Source organism: Streptomyces sp. NPDC029138 (assembly GCF_055564375.1).
The window spans coordinates 1-16,929 of record NZ_JBVHWM010000114.1 but is presented as its reverse complement, the minus strand read 5'-3'; the positions used below and the strand labels follow the sequence as shown (position 1 = coordinate 16,929).

19 protein-coding genes and 2 pseudogenes are annotated in these 16,929 nt (G+C 69.2%); 9 read left to right on the top strand and 12 right to left on the bottom strand.

Going from position 1 to position 16,929, the window contains the following annotated elements:
* Positions 1-745 precede the first annotated feature (745 nt).
* A complete protein-coding gene (locus ACZ4WH_RS42745; RefSeq protein ID WP_468191392.1) occupies positions 746-1,078 on the bottom strand; it encodes a hypothetical protein in 333 nt (110 codons plus the stop codon).
* Between the two features lie 350 nt (positions 1,079-1,428).
* Between ACZ4WH_RS42745 and ACZ4WH_RS42740 the strand changes: the two genes are divergently transcribed.
* Entirely contained in the window at positions 1,429-1,770 is a 342-nt protein-coding gene (locus ACZ4WH_RS42740) for a hypothetical protein (RefSeq protein ID WP_468191389.1), read from the top strand.
* Positions 1,771-2,115: 345 nt separating this feature from the next.
* Positions 2,116-2,496, top strand: a complete 381-nt coding sequence (locus ACZ4WH_RS42735; protein ID WP_468191384.1) for a hypothetical protein — start codon at positions 2,116-2,118, stop codon at positions 2,494-2,496.
* 320 nt (positions 2,497-2,816) lie between these two features.
* On the opposite strand, the gene ACZ4WH_RS42730 is transcribed toward ACZ4WH_RS42735, so the two are convergent.
* Entirely contained in the window at positions 2,817-2,999 is a 183-nt protein-coding gene (locus tag ACZ4WH_RS42730) for a hypothetical protein (protein WP_468191381.1), read from the bottom strand.
* Positions 3,000-3,634: 635 nt separating this feature from the next.
* On the opposite strand from ACZ4WH_RS42730, the gene ACZ4WH_RS42725 reads away from it, so the two are divergent.
* A complete protein-coding gene (locus ACZ4WH_RS42725) occupies positions 3,635-3,943 on the top strand; it encodes a hypothetical protein (RefSeq protein WP_468191378.1) in 309 nt (102 codons plus the stop codon).
* A gap of 208 nt (positions 3,944-4,151) precedes the next feature.
* Complete coding sequence (locus tag ACZ4WH_RS42720; protein ID WP_468191376.1) at positions 4,152-4,295, top strand: hypothetical protein; 144 nt, start codon at positions 4,152-4,154, stop codon at positions 4,293-4,295.
* 447 nt (positions 4,296-4,742) lie between these two features.
* Here ACZ4WH_RS42720 and istB read toward each other — a convergent pair whose 3' ends face one another.
* From istB to ACZ4WH_RS42700, 4 genes are all read right to left on the bottom strand, one after another.
* Positions 4,743-5,555, bottom strand: coding sequence for an IS21-like element helper ATPase IstB (istB, locus tag ACZ4WH_RS42715; RefSeq protein ID WP_468191373.1), 813 nt, complete (start codon positions 5,553-5,555; stop codon positions 4,743-4,745).
* Positions 5,552-7,186 carry an IS21 family transposase gene (gene istA / locus ACZ4WH_RS42710; RefSeq protein WP_468191370.1) on the bottom strand — a complete coding sequence of 545 codons (1,635 nt, stop codon included), beginning with the start codon at positions 7,184-7,186 and terminating at the stop codon, positions 5,552-5,554. The genes istB and istA overlap by 4 nt, the downstream gene beginning before the upstream one ends.
* Positions 7,187-7,352: 166 nt before the next feature.
* Positions 7,353-7,913, bottom strand: coding sequence for a GNAT family N-acetyltransferase (locus ACZ4WH_RS42705; protein WP_468191367.1), 561 nt, complete (start codon positions 7,911-7,913; stop codon positions 7,353-7,355).
* Positions 7,914-8,821: 908 nt separating this feature from the next.
* Positions 8,822-10,114, bottom strand: coding sequence for an IS256 family transposase (locus tag ACZ4WH_RS42700; RefSeq protein WP_468191364.1), 1,293 nt, complete (start codon positions 10,112-10,114; stop codon positions 8,822-8,824).
* Between the two features lie 388 nt (positions 10,115-10,502).
* Between ACZ4WH_RS42700 and ACZ4WH_RS42695 the strand changes: the two are divergent.
* Positions 10,503-10,669, top strand: a pseudogene (locus ACZ4WH_RS42695) (transposase); the annotation flags it as partial.
* Between the two features lie 26 nt (positions 10,670-10,695).
* Here ACZ4WH_RS42695 and ACZ4WH_RS42690 read toward each other — a convergent pair.
* The 3 genes from ACZ4WH_RS42690 to ACZ4WH_RS42680 form a co-directional block, all read right to left on the bottom strand.
* Positions 10,696-10,842 (bottom strand): hypothetical protein, encoded by a 147-nt coding sequence (locus ACZ4WH_RS42690; protein ID WP_468191387.1) that lies wholly within the window; start codon positions 10,840-10,842, stop codon positions 10,696-10,698.
* A gap of 218 nt (positions 10,843-11,060) precedes the next feature.
* Positions 11,061-11,966, bottom strand: coding sequence for a hypothetical protein (locus tag ACZ4WH_RS42685; RefSeq protein WP_468191361.1), 906 nt, complete (start codon positions 11,964-11,966; stop codon positions 11,061-11,063).
* Positions 11,967-12,333: 367 nt separating this feature from the next.
* Positions 12,334-12,555, bottom strand: a complete 222-nt coding sequence (locus ACZ4WH_RS42680) for a hypothetical protein (protein ID WP_468191358.1) — start codon at positions 12,553-12,555, stop codon at positions 12,334-12,336.
* A 132-nt stretch (positions 12,556-12,687) separates the two neighbouring features.
* Between ACZ4WH_RS42680 and ACZ4WH_RS42675 the strand changes: the two genes are divergently transcribed.
* The 3 genes from ACZ4WH_RS42675 to ACZ4WH_RS42665 all read left to right on the top strand — a co-directional run bounded on the left by ACZ4WH_RS42675 (position 12,688) and on the right by ACZ4WH_RS42665 (position 14,861).
* Entirely contained in the window at positions 12,688-13,005 is a 318-nt protein-coding gene (locus ACZ4WH_RS42675) for a hypothetical protein (protein WP_468191356.1), read from the top strand.
* Positions 13,006-13,110: 105 nt separating this feature from the next.
* Positions 13,111-13,563: a hypothetical protein gene (locus ACZ4WH_RS42670; protein ID WP_468191353.1), complete on the top strand. Its 453-nt coding sequence runs from the start codon at positions 13,111-13,113 to the stop codon at positions 13,561-13,563.
* A gap of 878 nt (positions 13,564-14,441) precedes the next feature.
* Entirely contained in the window at positions 14,442-14,861 is a 420-nt protein-coding gene (locus tag ACZ4WH_RS42665; protein WP_468191350.1) for a YunG family protein, read from the top strand.
* Between the two features lie 603 nt (positions 14,862-15,464).
* Here ACZ4WH_RS42665 and ACZ4WH_RS42660 read toward each other — a convergent pair.
* The 3 genes from ACZ4WH_RS42660 to ACZ4WH_RS42650 all read right to left on the bottom strand — a co-directional run bounded on the left by ACZ4WH_RS42660 (position 15,465) and on the right by ACZ4WH_RS42650 (position 16,638).
* Complete coding sequence (locus ACZ4WH_RS42660) at positions 15,465-15,761, bottom strand: hypothetical protein (protein ID WP_468191348.1); 297 nt, start codon at positions 15,759-15,761, stop codon at positions 15,465-15,467.
* Positions 15,762-15,955: 194 nt separating this feature from the next.
* Positions 15,956-16,246, bottom strand: coding sequence for a hypothetical protein (locus tag ACZ4WH_RS42655; protein ID WP_468191345.1), 291 nt, complete (start codon positions 16,244-16,246; stop codon positions 15,956-15,958).
* 38 nt (positions 16,247-16,284) lie between these two features.
* Entirely contained in the window at positions 16,285-16,638 is a 354-nt protein-coding gene (locus ACZ4WH_RS42650) for a hypothetical protein (RefSeq protein WP_468191342.1), read from the bottom strand.
* A 129-nt stretch (positions 16,639-16,767) separates the two neighbouring features.
* On the opposite strand from ACZ4WH_RS42650, the pseudogene ACZ4WH_RS42645 reads away from it, so the two are divergent.
* Positions 16,768-16,929: pseudogene (locus ACZ4WH_RS42645) on the top strand (IS5/IS1182 family transposase); the annotation flags it as partial.

The following is a 16,929-nucleotide window of genomic DNA, read 5'->3' as shown; positions in this document are numbered from 1 at the left end:
GCGCGCGCCTCGCTCCGCGAGGGCGACGCGCCGCCGCTACGCGGCGGATTCCGCGCAAGCGCGGAATAAGCCCGGAACTCCGTTCCGGGACTCGCCCGCTGACGCGGCCGAGAGGAATCCGGCTCCGCCGAATTCCGGCCCGGCACCGGGCCGCTCCGCGCCCCGCAGCCGAGCGAACGGCGTGCGCTCCGCGCCCGCCTGAAGCGGCAGCAGCAAGGGGAGGGCGGTGTCGCTCCTGGTGGGGCCAGGGTGACGGGCCATCAAGCCTCCCTGTCGCGCCGGGAGTACCGGCATGCACCCAAGATCAGGTGAAGCTAGGCGCTCAATCCCGATCATGCCGAACCCGCTTCCCTCTCAACCGACCCAACAAGCGGGAGACTATCACCCCGACACCCCAACCCACGCCAGAACCAGCCAATCTGACGAACCTTCCCAAACCCTCGTGCGTCATGACGCAGCGTGGGGATAGAGTCTGGGCTCAGCACGCACCCCCTCCCCCGGCTCCCTCTCAGCACGTGCGGAGGAAATGCCGGTCCGTCAGTTCCACTGCTGACGACAGGAAACCTTCACTCCTCACCTCTGTATAGCCGAGCAGAAAGCAGGTCTCTAAATGCCTCACATTGAATTGCGGCCGCATCAGGCGGAAGCCGTAGACGCCGTAGTGAACCGGTTCCCGCAGGTCGGCGGTGCGGAGCGATTGGATTCGCGACTGGGGGCGGAATCGACTGTTTCCGCCCCCAGTGTGTTACGGATTCGAGGACAGCCAAGCCTCGGGCAGACTGACTGTCGCGGGAACAGGAGTACCGACGGCGTCCAGAAGCCCAGGCGGCGGTGACCCCGTCGCATCATGGAAAGACACCGTGCCGCCGACGAACGTCGCGCCACCGAAGAGCACCGTGCCGCCGGCGAACGTCGCGGCACCAAAGGACACCATGCCGTCGGCGAACCTCGCGGCACCGAAGAGCACCGTGCCGTCGGCGAACGTCGCGCCACCGAAGGACACGATGCTGCCGGTGAACTTCGCGCCGCTGAAGGACACCGTGCCGCCGGCGAACGTCGCGGCACCGAAGAACACCATGCCGCCGGCGAACTCGCGCCACCGAAGAACACCGTGCCGCCGGCGAACGTCGCGGCACCGAAGAACACCATGCCGCCGGCGAACGTCGCGCCATCGAAGAGCACCGTGCCGCCGGCGAACGTCGCGCCACCGAAGGACACCGTGCCGCCGGCGAACGTCGCGCCGCTGAAGGACACCGTGCCGCCGGCGAACGTCGCGCCTCTGAAGTCCAAGTGGCCGTCGATGATGACGCCGGTGAGGTCGAGGTCGCAGCCCTGCCATGAGCGGTGGGTTCCCTGGGGGCGGCGGTAGTGGTCGCCGATGAGGCGCAAGATTGTGTGCCGGACCTTGCGGAGGGCCAGGTAGCGGTGATGTTCCTCCTGGTGGGAGGGATCGTTGCCAGGGTCGGGGGTGAAGGGGAGCTGGAGGTAAGCGCACAGGACGTCGATGCAGGTCTGGCGCAGGCTGTCGTCGGGTGCGTCGTCAGCGAGTCCGGCCAGGGCGTGGACGCCGCCGAGCTGGACGGCCGGGGAGTCCGAACCGAGCTGCTCGACGGCCTGGGAGAAGCGTTCGGTGTGGAGCCGGGTGGCTTCGCGGTGGGCGCCCGCTTCGTCGACGCGCTGGCGACGGTAGGCGACGACCAGGGCGACGAGAGCACCGGCGCCGGCGACGACACCGAAGGAGAACTTGACCAGGTCAAAGAGCGTCTTTGAGTCGATGCGTCGTTCGGGCTTCAGCCCGTGGACGTCGAGTAGGTCCCAACCGGTGTAGAACACGGCGGCGGCGACCGTGAGAGCGGCGATGAAGGTCAGGGGGAGGACGAGACCGACCTTCCACAAACGCAGCTCTCGATCGTCCCGGGATGTCTGTAACCGCTGGTTGAGTCTCATGCGGGCAGAGACACGGCTCCCTCATCGGCGGTTGCAGCAGGTACACGGGACCGTTTCCGCCCCCTCGGGCCACTGGATCGCGTATGAGGTGACGAGACTGTTCCACCACGGCCTCGGGCAGGGTCCACCAGTCGCCGGGCGGTCCGGCGCGAGAGAGGGAGAAACCTGATGAGCCAAGATCTGAATGCCAAGCTGTCCCGCATCTACGAGCGCTGCATCGAGGCGGTACGCACGATCGCCGTGCTCGACCCGACCAAGCCCGTCGAGGGATGGGACCAGTACACCTGCACGGCCGCCAATGAGTTCGCGGCGGACGTCGAGATGGCATGGATCGCGGCTCACCCCGAGCACGAGGTGCGTGACACGTACTGGGCAATCATGGGCGGCGTTCCCATTGAGCGTGAAAGCGTCTCCGGGGACTCGCCTACGCGATACATCACGTACGGGCTGACGTCCTTCGCCCGTGTCCTGCAGTGCATTGAGGCCATGCGCGTCGGCCGATTCGACCCGCACGTGCCAGGCGGCATCATCCGAAACGACGAGGACTGAACCAACCGGGGCCGGCACTCAGCTCCACTCCGGCGGCGGCACGGCCCACGCGGTGGACCGGTTAAGCCCCTGGCGGTGCAAACCGGGCGCGGCCCCGTCCGGCGACGGACGGGGGAGGGCGCCCTACGAGGCGCCCGTCGAGGCGCTCCACGAGGCGCCCTACGAGGTGCCTGCCAGGGCGCCTCACCGCTGACGGCCGGACGGGAAAACCTGCACGTCAGAGCACATGGTCAAGGGGTCTGTTCTGCCGTTCCCACCTGGGCCGAGCCCGGAGCCGGGCCGGGATCGCGCTCACCCCGGCCGCGGCCTGGTGCTCCCGCTCACCGGCCGGCGGCGCTGGCCACGGTGGTCACCATCGCAACCAGTACCGCCGCGCCCGCCAGCGCCACGGTCAGCGGCGCGGTGAGCACCGGGCGCCGGTAGACGGCGTAGCCGAGCGCGGCGACGACCAGAGCGCCGACCAGGACCAGCAGCAGGACGACCAGCAGAACGAGCGTGGACATACGGGATTCCCCCTTGGGATCGGGCACGCGGTGGTCCGCGTGCGGTGGATGGCGGAGCGTGGACGCTCCTCAGCCCTTGCGTCTCGGCAGGCACCCCGGACAGGACGGCGTAAGAGTGCGGCGAGCGGGGGTTAGCCCCGCAACCCCCGTCTGACCAGCACGTTCACACCCGTTGTGAGCCTCGTCACGCGGTGGGCGTGGGGCCGGGTGGCGGTGCTGCGGCGGCATCGACCCTGCCAGCCCAGAATCTGAATTCAATAGCTCTGACCTGCAAAAACACCGCCCGCCAGGACTTGAATGCGCGGCCTCCGTCCGGTAGGGCCTGACCCATTGGTTATGGGGGAAATGAGCGCCGATGTTTGGGTCGGTCTCAGTTGTCATCAAGGGAGCCGGAGACCTGACGGGCGGACAGCGCAGCCACCCTGCCGAACGAACCGGCCCGGCAGGTCGCGCCCTCGGTCGCGTCCTGGGTCCTGCCCTGGGTCGCGTCCTGGGTCCCGTCCCGGGTCGCACCGGCGGTCAGCCGAAGGACCGCAAAACCGCAGGCCGCAGGGCCTCACACGAACCTCTGGGCACGCCGACAACTTCCCTGGGAGGCCCCTCTGCGGGAGGGGTGAGCCGGGTAGGTTTCGCCTGTGAGCTACGCATACGGCCCCCTGCCCCAATGGCGGATCGTCGGCGGCTTCGGCAGCGGCATGTACGAGGCCGAGGGCCCGGACGGCGTCGTCTGGTGGCTGTGGCTGGTCGAGCAGCCCGGTGAGGACGACGTGTTCCCTCCCGGCTACCGGCTCGCCCCCCTCAACGACTTGGCCGCTGCGGTGTTCATCGGCCCTGAGCGCGGCCTGCACCACGCCACGGACACGGCAGGCCTGCGGATCGCGGCCGCCGCCGTCCGAGCCGACCCGGCCGGCGCCCGCCGCCAGCTCGGCCTCGACGGCGAGTGACACACCCCGCCCCCACCACGACGGCCCACCATGTCGCCGGGCGCCGGGAAGTTCACCGCCTCGCGCGTGCGCGACACGCGCGCGCCGTGGGCCGGGCCCGAGCGGGTTGGCCGGGGCGGTGAAGAAGAACTCCCTTCCCGCCGGGATGATCGGGCGATGACCGACCCGCCGCCCGCTGGGCACCGGACCCACCGCCGCCGTGTCTCGCATGAGAGACACCGATCCGCCGGCGCCGCGCGCGCAGCTCGCCGCCGAGCAACTGCCCGCCGCCCCGGCCGCCGAGCTGAGACCCGCGCGTCCGGCCGCCGGGCGCCGCGCGCTCGGGGCCGGTCCCGCCCCGGCCGGGCAGTGACAGCGGCTGTGATGGACGCGGTGACACGGCGGCTGTGACACCCGTCCGGGCCGGCCCGTACCGGCACGCTGTCTGTAAGCACTTGTTTTGGCTCCAGTGCACGGAGTTGTTTTGGCCCCAGCTGCGGGTCGCAGGGGGCGTGTGGCGGTGTGATTCACGCCCCTGTAGCAAGGTGATTTGGCCCCACTTCGATCGGGTGGTTCCGCTGGCCTGGGTGGGGGGTGTTGACGGTAGTTTTGAAGCCTCGGTGGACCTCCGCCAGCGCGCCCCCGACAGGTGCGTGGAGGGTTGCCGACCCGGCTCGACTCAGGTCGCGGACCGCCCGGTGACCGCGGCGACTGGACGAGAACGGGCGATGGCGCGGCCGGCACTGGGACACGACGGCCGGGCCCAACACGGCTGCGGCCGGCCTCCCGGGGGGAGGCCGGCCGCAGTTGTCGGTGCAGGTCAGCGACGGCGCTTCTTCTGGCTCTGTGCGAACCGGTAGGACTGGGTGCCGGTCTCAACGATGTGCGCGTTGAAGGTGACCCGGTCGACGATCGCCGTGCAGAGACGGGGATCGGTGAAGGTCTGCTTCCACTCCGAGAACGGAGCGTTCGAGGCGATCGCGATGGCCCGCCGCTCCTCCCGCTCGGTGAAGATCTGGAACAGCAGCTTGGCGCCGGCCTTGTCCAGGTCGAGATAGCCGAACTCGTCCAGACACAGTAGGTCAACGCGACCGTAGCGGGCGATCGTGCGGGTCAGCTTCTTCTCGTCCGCAGCCTCCGCGAGCTCGTTGACCAGGTTGACCGTGGTCGTGTAGCGGACGCGGAGACCGGCCTCGGCCATGGCCGTGCCGATCCCGATCAGCAGGTGGGACTTGCCAGTTCCGGAGTCGCCGATCAGGCAGAGCGGCTGACCGGCCTTGACCCAGGACGGGTCCGACAAAGTGCCGACGATCTCGGGAGTGACGTTGGGGTTCTCCGTGTAGTCGAAGTCCTCCAGCCTTTTGGGGCGGGGGAAGTTGGCGTCCCTGACCAGCCGCTGCTTGCGCCGCTCCTCCCGCTCGCCGCACTCGGCTTCCAGCAGGTCGGCGAGGAAGTCCTTGTAGCTGGACCGCTGCCGCATGGCATCGGCGGCCATCTCCTGGACCCTGCTGCGGATCGTGGGCAGGTGCAGGGCCCGGCAGGCTTCGTCGATGGCCGTGTCCACGGCTTCCTCCGGCCCCATGTCCCGGCGGGGCGAAGGGATCTGGGCGGCCGTGGTGTCAGTCGTGCTCATGCGGTGCCTTTCGGTCGACGTGTCAGGAGCTGGTCGTAGTGGGCGACGGTCGGCAGAGGCCGGTTGTCCTCGGGCAGCTGGGCCCGGCGGGCCGTGAGCGAGACCACCCCGCTGGGTTCGGCCCAGGGCGGCGGCTCGCCCTCGTCGTCCAGGTCCTCAGGCGGTGGCGGGGCCGCCGCGGCGGCCCTGCGGGCCTCGACGGCCACCACATCGGCGGTGACAGCGCCCGCTCGGATCGCGGCGGCCATGCCCTGCTCGACGGCCGTCGCGGGCATCCGCCGGTGCAGCAGCAGGACCTCGATCAGCGCCCTCGTCCCGGCCGCGTCGCCGTGGGCGGCCCGGGCTGCAGCCCAGAACGCTTCATGGACTTCGGTGAACGAACCGTTCTGCCGGGCGGTGACCAGTGCGGTCGAGCCGGCCATCGCCCCGGGCTTGGCCAGGAGAATCTCCAGGTAGTGGTCGAGTTCGTCACGGAAGTCGCCCCGGCGGGTCAGCCTCGGGTGCCGGGCGACGACCTCCCGCGGTTCGAAGACGAGGAGTTCATTGCCCCGCAGCAGCACCCGCACGTTCTGGCCGATGAAGCGGGCCGGCACCGAGTAATGGCACTGCCGAACGGTGATCCGGCTGCTCCGGTCGACCTTCGGCGTCATGGTGATGCCGCACTCGAACTCCTCCAGCGGCAGCGGTGCCAGCTGGTCCGCCTCGGTGAAGAAGTTGAAGCCGACGGTGGTCAGCCTGCCCGCGAGGATCCGGTCGTCCTCGACCGCGTCGATCTCGGCGATCTTCGCGTTCAGCTCCTCCAGCGTGGCGACCTCGGGAACCGGGACCAGGTGGGTGCGGCGGAAACGGCCGCCCTCGTGCTCGACCCCGCCCTTCTCGTGGGCGCCGTCCTCGCCAGGAATGCAGTAGAAGGCGTCGAAGCCGTAGTGGGCCCGGAAGGACACCCACCGCTCGGACTCGATGCGGCTGCGGCCGGTGCAGATGCGATTGACCGCCGGTTTCAGATTGTCGTAGCGGATGTGCTTGGTCGGCACTCCGCCCAGGACGTTGAACGCCTCGACGTGCCCTTCCATGAAGGACTCCTGGGCCTGCGAGGCATAGACGCGGTGGACGGCCTTGCCGGAATACGACATCCGCAGCGTGAACAGGTGGCACTTGACGACCTGGCCCGCCAGGCGGACCCAGACGTCGGCGAAGTCGACCTCGGCTTCCTCGCCGGGCAGGTGGACCTGCGGAACCATGCCCGTCAGGTGCCGGCGGCCCTCCAGCACCTCGGCCTCGATCTGCGGGCGCCTGGCCAGCACGTAGTCGCAGACCGTGGAGTAGGAAACCAGGTCGAAGTCGTACTCCTGGGCAAGACGCTGATGGATCCGGCGGGCGGTGTGCTTCTGCTTGCGCGGCGCACTCGCGTCTTCCCGCAGCATCGAGTCGATCCACGGCTTGGCCGGATCCAGGACAGTGACCCGTGGCGCTGGCTTCTTCCGCGCCGGCGGAACAGCAGACAGAAGAGCCTGCCTCACCGTCCGGCGGTGCACCCCGTACTTCTCCGCCAGAGCCCGCTGTGACAGTTCCGGATCAAGACGCTTGTCCCTCCGGATCGCAGCGAACAGCTCCGTCCGCGACAAACCCATCCCGGCCTCCCGGCACGACCGTGATCAAGCAACACGGTCTCCGACATGACCGTGATCGACGCACAAACCCTGCCGTCGCTGGGCGGACGGAGCAGTGCATTCACTCCAAAGAGGGCACGTCGTCGGTAAGCTGCCGCAGCCTCACTCTGCTCCGGAGGCCCAGCATTCACTCAAGTTCGCTCATCGAGTGCAACTCCGCGAACTCGTCGGCGAGTATGCCCATGACGACGAGATCATGGTGTCGGCTGGCAAAGAACACGTGATCGCGCAGGCGCCCCTCCTCGGCGAAGCCAAGACGGCGATGCAGTGCCAGCGATGCCTCGTTGTGCGCGAAGATCCGCGCCTCACATTTGTGGTACCGCCGCTCGGCGAACATGAATCGCAACAGCATCACCACGGCTTCTGCCGCGTAGCCCTTGCGTCGGTGCCCAGCACCCATCGTGATGCCGTACTCGAACCGCCCCGCCCGCGGATCTGCGTAGTGGGAGCCGACAGCCCCGACGATCTGCCCCGTGTCCACGGATTCAACGGCCAACGTGAAGCAGTCACCATCGGACTTCGCGACGGCCTGTTCCTTCGCCCAGGCACGGAACCCCTCGGCAGACCGAGGCGGATGCAGCAGGTCTCCCGACCGCTCCTCATCGACGGCGAAGCCCACGAACGCCGTCCAGTCCTCAGGCTCAATACCGCGCAGACGTACCCGCTTACCAGTCCAGAACGAAGTCATCCCCTATTCGATCACGCCGCAAGATGCGATGCCCAGGCCCTCCTGACCCTGGCCTGAACTGCCTTGTCATACCGGTGGAGCCAGATCAACTTCGTACGTCATGGAGCCGCGAAACGCTGGTGCGCTGGTGCCCAAAGAAGTGCTTACAAACAGGCACGCGCAGCGGCACGCCTTTACGCGTGCGCGCGCGTCACCCCGCGTGCGAAACCGCGGCACGCGCAGCCCGCGACACGCGCGGCACGCGTTGGACCGCCCCGAGATGCCGTCGGCGGCGCTCCGCGACCCGATCGCATCGGGCCGCTTGGCGCGCCGGACCTCTCGTGTGCATCCGTGTGCTCGTGCACGTGTGCACGCCTTGAGCACCCTCTCCGGCCACCGCCACCGGTGACCGCCAGGGCACCGCCACGGCACCGCTCACGACCGGCATCGGACCGCCAGGGCACCGCCATGCGACCGCCACGGCTCGAGCTGGATGGCGGTCACCACCGCCCCGATGGCAGTCCGATGGCGGTCACCCATGGCGGTGGCCGCGAGGCGATCCGCCGCCGTGATGATGACGGCGATGAACCCCCGTCTGATCGGCCGCTGAACAGCTGGCGATCGGCAGCCCATCGGCCGGCATCGGCAGGCCGGGCCGATCAGCCGCCGATCAACCCCCCAATCCGAACCGATCCTTACCAGCCCAAGCCGTTCAAGCCGTTCAACCACCGCCACCCCCACCCCGAGGCACTGTAGAGCGATCTGGCGGCCGAACAGACCCCACCCCGACCAGAGAGATCCGGACAACGGGAAAACGCAGGAGAACGGCACACAGCGGCACTGGCGGGGCTGTACGCCGGTAAACGGCCCCTGCCCGTGCGCGTGCCCGCGGGTCTGTCAGACGAGCGGTGTAACTGGGGCAGTTGGGGTTACTGACGGGCCGCCGACAGGCGGCCGTCGAAGGTGATGTCGAAGGCGTTCAGCGCGGTCTTCCAGCGCATGGTCCAGCGGGCCTGGCCCTTGCCCGTGGGGTCGAGGGACATGATCGCCATGTAGACGCATTTCAGGGCGGCCTGCTCGTTGGGAAAGTGGCCGCGGGCCTTGACCGCCCGGCGGATGCGGGCATTCACCGACTCGATCGCGTTCGTCGTGCAGACGATGCGGCGGATCTCGGTGTCGAACCGCAGGAAGGGGGTGAACTCTTCCCAGGCGTTCTCCCACAGCTTCACGATCGCCGGATACTTCCGGCCGCAGGCGTCGGTGAACTCGGCGAACCGGTCCAGGGCGGCCTCCTCGGTAGGTGCGGTGTAGACGGGCTTGAGGAGCTTGGCGATCTTGTCCCAGTCCTGGCGGGCGGCATAGCGGAAGGAGTTCCGCAGCAGGTGCACCACGCAGGTCTGCACGATCGTTCGCGGCCAGACGGTCTCCACCGCCTCGGGCAGGCCCTTCAGCCCGTCGCAGACCAGCATGAGCACGTCGTTCACGCCGCGGTTCTTGATCTCGGTAAGGATGCGCAGCCAGTGCTTGGCACCCTCACCGCCGTCGCCGGCCCACAGCCCCAGAATCTCCCGCCGACCCTCGGTGGTGACGGCCAGAGCCACATAGACGGGCCGGTTGGCGACCGCGCCGTCGCGGATCTTGACGTGGATGGCGTCGATGAAGACCACCGGATAAACGACGTCGAGCGGCCGGTTCTGCCACTCGGCCATGCCCTCCAGCACCTTGTCGGTGATGGTGGAGATGGTCTGACGGGAGACCTCGGCGCCATAGACCTCGGCCAGGTGGGCCTGCACCTCGCCGGTGGTCAGGCCCTTGGCGGCCAGCGAGATCACCATCTCGTCGACACCGGTCAGGCGCTTCTGCCGCTTCTTGACGATCTTCGGCTCGAAGGAGCCGTCCCGGTCGCGGGGCACGGCTATCTCCACCGGGCCGACGTCGGTCAGCACCGTCTTGGAGCGTGTGCCGTTGCGGGAGTTGCCGCCGTCCTTGCCCGCCGGGTCGTGCTTGTCATAACCGAGATGGTCGGTGATCTCGCCCTCCAGGGCGGACTCCAGCAGCCGCTTGGTCAGCTGCTGCAGCAGCCCGCCCTCGCCGGTCAGCTGCAGGCCCTCGGCCTGGGCGCGGCCTACCAGCTCGTCGATCAACTGGTCGTCCACGGCCTTCGCCGACGCAGCCCTTGTGGGCTCGGCGGTCTCGGACCTGGACACGTTCTCACTGGTCATCGATGCATCTTCCATGATCGGGAGTTACACCGAACGATTTACAGTCCCATGACGCCATCTGGCGTCACGTCCAGGCCGAGGTCGAACAACGCGGGGATCGGGCGATGTTCGACATCCGGACCTCGCGCTCGTCACCGCCCAGCTGCGGTCGCGCATCCTCGGCACTGCCCTGGACAAGATCACTTCAGCGACATCAGAAACGGGCACTCAGAGGTCGTTCTCATCTCTATGGCCCCGGTACCTCCTAATTTGAGTGGCGCGAGGCCGTGGTGTTGGTGAGACCACTGAGGCGGCTGTGTCTCGACGGTCCAATGGGGTGACGGCTGGGACGGGATGAGACTTGCGCCTGTCTCACCCCAGGACGCCTCATTCTGTGGACGTGCTTCCGATACCGAAACGCTGGACGGTCGAGCGGACCTACGGCTGGCTGATGCTCCACGCCGCCTGGCCCGCGACTATGAAACCCTGCCCGCCCGCTCCGAAGCCATGATCCACCTCGCCATGACCGACCTCATGGCCCGCCGCCTCACCGGCGAGACCACCATCTCTTGGCGCGAAGGAGAGGGGTGGGTGGCGTCGGCTCATGCAGGCTCGGGGACGACGCGGCGGCGCAGAAACCCGCAGGACTTCAGGCTCGCCAGTGCCGGGCAGTCCAGGACCCTCTCCATCTTGCCGGTCTGGCCTGCCAGCACCAAGCCGAAGTGGCCGGGCACCAGCTGCGCCCACATCCCGTAGATCTCCAGGGAGACCGTGCGCAGCTCGTAGGCGCTGGCACCACGACCATGCGCGGGGTGCGGGTGAGTCCGGCGACGATGAGGTTCTCAGCGTCCGCAGACGCCGCGGGCGGAGCTCGTAGACGCCACGGCACGACGGCGAGCTCCCGGACAAAGGGAGCGCCGTGCACTGTCGTTGTCACACCGACCCGGAAACACAGCCGCATTGTCCCTCAGGCTGTGTCAACCACCGGGTCCTCATAGACGAGCCGGCCGATCTCGCGGCCGACATACGGGCGTGGCCGCCCCGGAGGAAGCGCTGGCGCGACGACCCGGAAGACGCTGCGCAGCGCCTCCCCCGTGTAGTCGTCAAGGCGATCCGTAGCTCTCAACCACACGCTTCCCGTGGGTAGTTCGTCTACCTCCGTAAAGGCACCCGACTCGCGCAGTCGAGCGACGCCGCCGAGGCGATCGGCGATGCGTGCGGAGCACACGGTCACCCAGGGATATCCGCGAAGCACATCCTGGCTCTCCTGGATCCCCTTCAGCGGGCTCAGCCCCAGCCGGTCCTCCAGCATCGTTTCCCCACCGTGACCGCCGTCATCAGTGACACAGCCGAACGTGATCGGAACCCTCAGCGCAAAACGCCTGAGATGCTCGACTGCGGAATGCACATCCAGTGACGAAATGATCCTATGGCAAGAGTGCGTGCCAGGCTCTCCAACCCCATATTCCACCCGCAGCCGATGCCATTCACCGTCCTCGCTGACAGACTGAACGGAAACCTTGGCCTGACTGGCCCCGTATCGGCGCCCCTGTTCGCTCAGTTCCAGAATCCAGAATTCACTGTCCTCAGGCCGCTTGGCCACTCTCGCGAGGAATTTGCTCCAATTCTCTTGGGACCAGGCCTTCCGGACCCGCACCCTACCCTGTAGCGGGTCCTGCTCGGTCAGCGAGGCCCAGATACCCCCAGGGGACCCCAGCACACCCTCACCCTTTTTCGGAATGCACAATTCGGGACCGTTCCGCAGGCTACGAAGGAGGGGAGAAAAAAGCCCCTCAGCGGCCGTTTCGAACCACTCGACCGCAAGTCCGGAGACATCCGCGTCCGATGCCTGCAGGTCCATCTCGACTCTCACTACTTGCTCCTTACCGCTGAAACAACCTCGCAGGCCATCCCGCCACCGAGACGACCTGCCAGGCAATGCACGAAGTCACATAGCCTTACGGTCGCCCGGTCGTGGGCCGTCGCGCACGGGCACTTCCTGCCATCCGTGAACGCGGTGGGGGAAGGCGGCTACCCGATCGAGTGTGGGCCAAGAACAGGTGTGCGGAGGCCCGCAGGCCGCTGGAGCACGCCGAGCGACGCGCCGCCGGGGAACCCGTGCCCGTAGGTGCCGACGAGCTGCTGGAGCGCCGTCTGGCGGCGTTGGAGGCCATCGACCCTGGATGGTGCCCGCTGGGGTGGGACGTGGCCTGGCAGCGCTGCTTCACTCTCGCTCGCGTTCACGTCGGGGCTGGGGCGCGCTCCCCGAGGTAGCCGGTGAAGTCGTCGTGCAGGGCGAGGATCTCGGCGCATGGGTCGTCGCGCAGCGGCAGGGGCGGGACAAGCTGACCCCCGCCCAGCAGTGGCTCCTGGCCAGCGCACTCGGACTGGGAGCCGGCCGCTCCCGAGGCCCGGCCCGTGAAGCTCACCGCACGGTCGGCGGGCCCAGTCTGACGCTGCAAGATTGTGCTTCAGCTCCTGGAGTCGTGGCCCTGTTCGATAATCTCTCGGCGCCCGGGAGCATCGGGCCCGGTGTCATGAGCGGGCCGGCTGGGAGACAAGGCTGTGGACTCCCAGCTCATACGCCTCACGAAGTGGAGAAAACCATGCCTCAATGGGTCATCCTGCGAGCCGAGGGCCAGGCGGAATCCTTCCGGTACACCGTTCACGGTGAACTCGAAGGGACCGAAGTCGAAGCGCTGGCCGCGATGCGGAACGCGATCGACACCTTCGCAGAGGCCTCCACCGAATCAGGGCGCCGACGCCAGAGAAGGCAGGTTTTCCGGGTTTCCGAGCGCAGCTACTTCGTGCGCGTCCACAACAGGGTGTCTGTCGAGGAAGCACACTTCACCCTCGCCGAGCATGTAGCCGACACTCACGACGCTGACCTTCCCGACACTGTGAGCGGCTGAGCCGCTCTGATCACCACGGCCGCGCTGGACGAAGCCGCCCGCAACGACCCCGCCGCAGACAGCCCGCCCCCAGCCAACTGGGAGATCTACGACTGCCTGACCGCCGTGCTGGAGACATGGCGCGCCGACGGCACGCTGAACGAGGACTCCCTGCGGCTCACCGAACACCTCGCCGTCGAGCTGTGCGCCTACCTCTTCCAGCGATTCGACCGCGACCCGGACCGGTTCGGCAGGTGGTTACTCGACTTCGGCGACCAGGTCACCCGCACCCAGCAGCACGCACACCCCGCCGGCCCCACCGCAATCGAGATCCTGGCGGTCATCGCCGACGACCCCCCCCCCCCCCCCCCCCCCCCGCCCGGACGGACCCGCCGGGACGGAACGGGAACGGCGACCCGCCTCGCCGGGCCCTACCCGGGATACCTCCGCCCCGATCACGAGGTGGAAGACGCACGCGAGATCGCCCTCACGTTCACCCTGTGGGCAGGCCCGCAACTCGCCGCACTCCTCGACCACGACTACCAGCGGATCAACGCCTACACCGGCGCCCGGAGTTGATCGGCGACGACGCGCCACCCATGCGCGGCGGAGCCGGCGCGATAGCGGTCGAGGCGGAACAGCTGAGGTGAGGAGCGCTTCGGCCAGTGACCGGCTGGGGCTCGGTAACAGGCAGGCCCGGTCGCTCTCCTCCCGTGCGGTACCCGCCCGGGCGGGGAAGCTCCGGACGCCGCGACAGCAGCGCGGGCGCAGGAACGGGTGACGCCGTCGGACCGGCTGCCGGCCGGAAGGTTCCAGACCCGGGGCCAGACACCGCGTCGTGGGCGTCCAGGCGGCGGCGTGGCCGGGGGATGGCGGTGCCCGGTGGGTCTGACCAGGCGACGGTCCGGGGTGGGGAGAGCCGAGGGCGGGCGGTGCCGGTGGTGGCGGCCGGACTGCTGAGGGCGGCCGGGAGGAAGCGGCCAGGGGGGCGGGGCCCAGCAGCACCGCGGCGCACGGCACGGCGGCACGGCGGCGCGGCCTTCGGGCACGGCAGACGGACTGCGGGACGGCGGCGCGCGAGGGGACTCGCAGGGCGGGGCGCAGCGGGCCGGCGCCAGGCGCGGCGGTGGCTCGGGTGGCCGGGACGGGACGGACGGGCCAGGCCCAACTCAGCGGGCGGCACAGCGTGCGGCGGCCGGGGCGCGGGCGGGACGGCACCAGCATGGCGGGACGGGCGCGGGCTCGCCGGGCGGCCGGGGAGCGGCGAGGAGGCGCGGACGGGCGGCGGCGGGCGCGGACGGGCGCAGCGGGACGGCGGCGCGGGGCCGCAGGACGGGGGACGGCAGGCGGCCCGGCCGGACGCGTCGAGGTCGCAGGCCAGGAGCCGGGGCACGTAGGCGTCACCGGCGTCGGTCCGTGTCGGGATGTTGTCAGTAACGGCTGAGACGATCGCCGGCATGACACCATTGCTTCTCACCGACATAGAACGTGCCGTTCGCAGCAGTTGGGGTGCCGACACATGCCCGCCTGAGTTCCAACCGCGCTGGAGCCAGGACAACCCCGCCCGGGAACAGTGTGTTGTCACGGCCATGGTGCTGAACGACCTGCTGGGCGGGGAACTGATTCGCGGGGAAGTCCTGGTCGACGGGCAGCACACGGACTACCACTGGTGGAACCGTTTGGGCATGGGCATCGAGGTCGACCTCACCCGTGAGCAGTTCCGACCGGAGGAGGTTGTCACCGACGGTGTCGTTGTCCCGCGCCCGCCCATCACCAAGTGGCGCAGGCATCGGCAGGAGTACGAGCTTTTCCGTGATCGGGTCATGGCGAAGCTCAGCGAGCAGGAGGCGACCCGCCGATCGCCTGCGACTCCTTAGCCGGCTTTCAGCTTGGAGGGCAGCGCGCATCAGCGTCTCTTCCTCGACATCGCGCATGCCAGTGCGCTCCCATCCGCCTGCCCGCTGGTGCAGGCCGGCGGCCCCCTTGGGCGGGCAGGCATCCAGCGCGCGCGGGCGCCCGGGAGGTGTCCTGGAGTCTTACCGCTCTGGAAAGCTGGAGCGCGTCCCCAATGCTGAACAGAGTGGCCAGCGCCTCGGTCTCCCAGCGGGTGGCTCCGGTCTCGGCTGCATGGGCGGTGGCGAACTGCTCCATGTCGTCGGGGGCCACGGACTGCGCCCACGCCCGCTGGAGGACCTGCAGCGCCATCGCGTTGGCCCCGGTGCCAGTCGCCACCGTGGTACCGGCAGCAGGTACGGGCGCCGCCGGGGCGCGGCACGACCTGGCGCAGCCGGCGGCGCCACCATGGCACTCCGGCCGGCATGGGCGCCGGCTCGCGGAACGGGGCCGGCCGGCAAGGCGAACCACCGCTAGCTCCTCGAACACCAGTTGCGGTTCCGGCTCGGCGGCACGCGGTACGTAGCCGGCGCCGCGGGTCCGCGGCGACAGGCGCGCCGACCAGGCCTGCAGCTGCTCGTGGGTGATCACCGACCACTTCGGGCCCCGTGGGCGGTAGCGGTCGGCGCCGCGAACACCACACGGCGGAAGCGGGTTTCCTGGCGTGACCGCTCCGGCCACAGCTGCTGTTCCACCCACACCGGCGGCTGATCCTCGGCGGGGCAGTGGCGCTCCCACACCGCGCCCGCGAATCTCTCCACCCCGTTCATCAGGCTCATGCCCTCGGCGCCGGCGATCTGGGTCGCCACCGCGACCGGGCGCGCGCCGTCCGCGGTGAACAGCTGCAGCCGGAAGATCGCCGACAACGCGGGCGCGGTGACCATGTGGTCGTCCACGCTGAGCCGGCGCGGAGCCGACAGGGCGCGCAGCTCGTCTGGGCCGTGGGGACGCGGTGCCGGTTCGGGGCCGGGCCGGCGGGGAGGGCATCGGTCATCCCCCGATCATTCCCGACCTCGTCTCGGTTGCGCCTGGGCCCGGGGCGGCCAGCCGACCTCGGTCGTCTGGGCGAGGTCCACCTCTAGGCTTCGACCAGGGCCCCGCGCGGTTGCTTGGTCTCAGCGGCGCGCTCAGCCTCGGGCAGCGCGGCGGCCAGGAGCAGGGCATCGGGGCTGCGCGGATGGGCGGCGGCAGGTTCGGCGACCTTGTCGGCGTTGTCCTGGTCAGGGGTGTGCTCGGCGCTGCGCCGGGCCAGGGGTAGCCATACCTCGTCGGTGAGGGCGGCGAGGGTGAAGTAGCCGGCGGCGGCGAGCGCGCCGGGCGGCAGATCGGCCTCCAGCGCCGCCGTCCACCACACGTGCGTGGCGTCCACGGCGGTGCGGGTGGCCGGGTCCAGTGCGGCTCCCCGCCTCAGCGGAACTCGTGGATCACCTGGATCTCACCGACGATGTGGGCGTTGAAGTCGTCCAACTCCTCGGCCGGAACCCACAGCTCGAGGATCGTCTGCCCGCCTGCCTGCTGGACGGGATACCGGCTCAAGAAGTCCGACTCCACCTGAAAACGAGTGACGAAGCCGACGCCATCGTGCTTCACGTTCCAGTCCCGCGCGATCCTGACCGCGTAGTCCTCATTGAGGACCGGGTAGAAGATCGGCTGCTCGGGCAGCCGGGACGGCCAGGCACGCCAGTTCAGCTCCCGAACCAGATCCAGCTCCTTGGGGCCGGTGGGACGCCACAGGGCCGTCGTTGCTTGCCGCCTGGTCATCTGCATCGCTCTCTGAACGTAGGCCGCCGGTACGGCGGGTCGGAACCCCGGACGTTACCGGCGCCGCGAACTCAGCAGCCACGCAGTTTCCGCACCATAACCACGCCGTGACCGACAGGAGCGGTCACGCTCTACGCGGACCGCGGCTACGACCACGACCGCTACCGCAATCAGGTCCGCGCCCGCGGCATCATGCCCCGCCATCGCACGGCGCGGCACCGAGCACGGCTCCGGACTCGGCGTCTACCGGTGGGTGGTCGAGCGGACCTTTGCCTGGCTCCACGGCTTCCG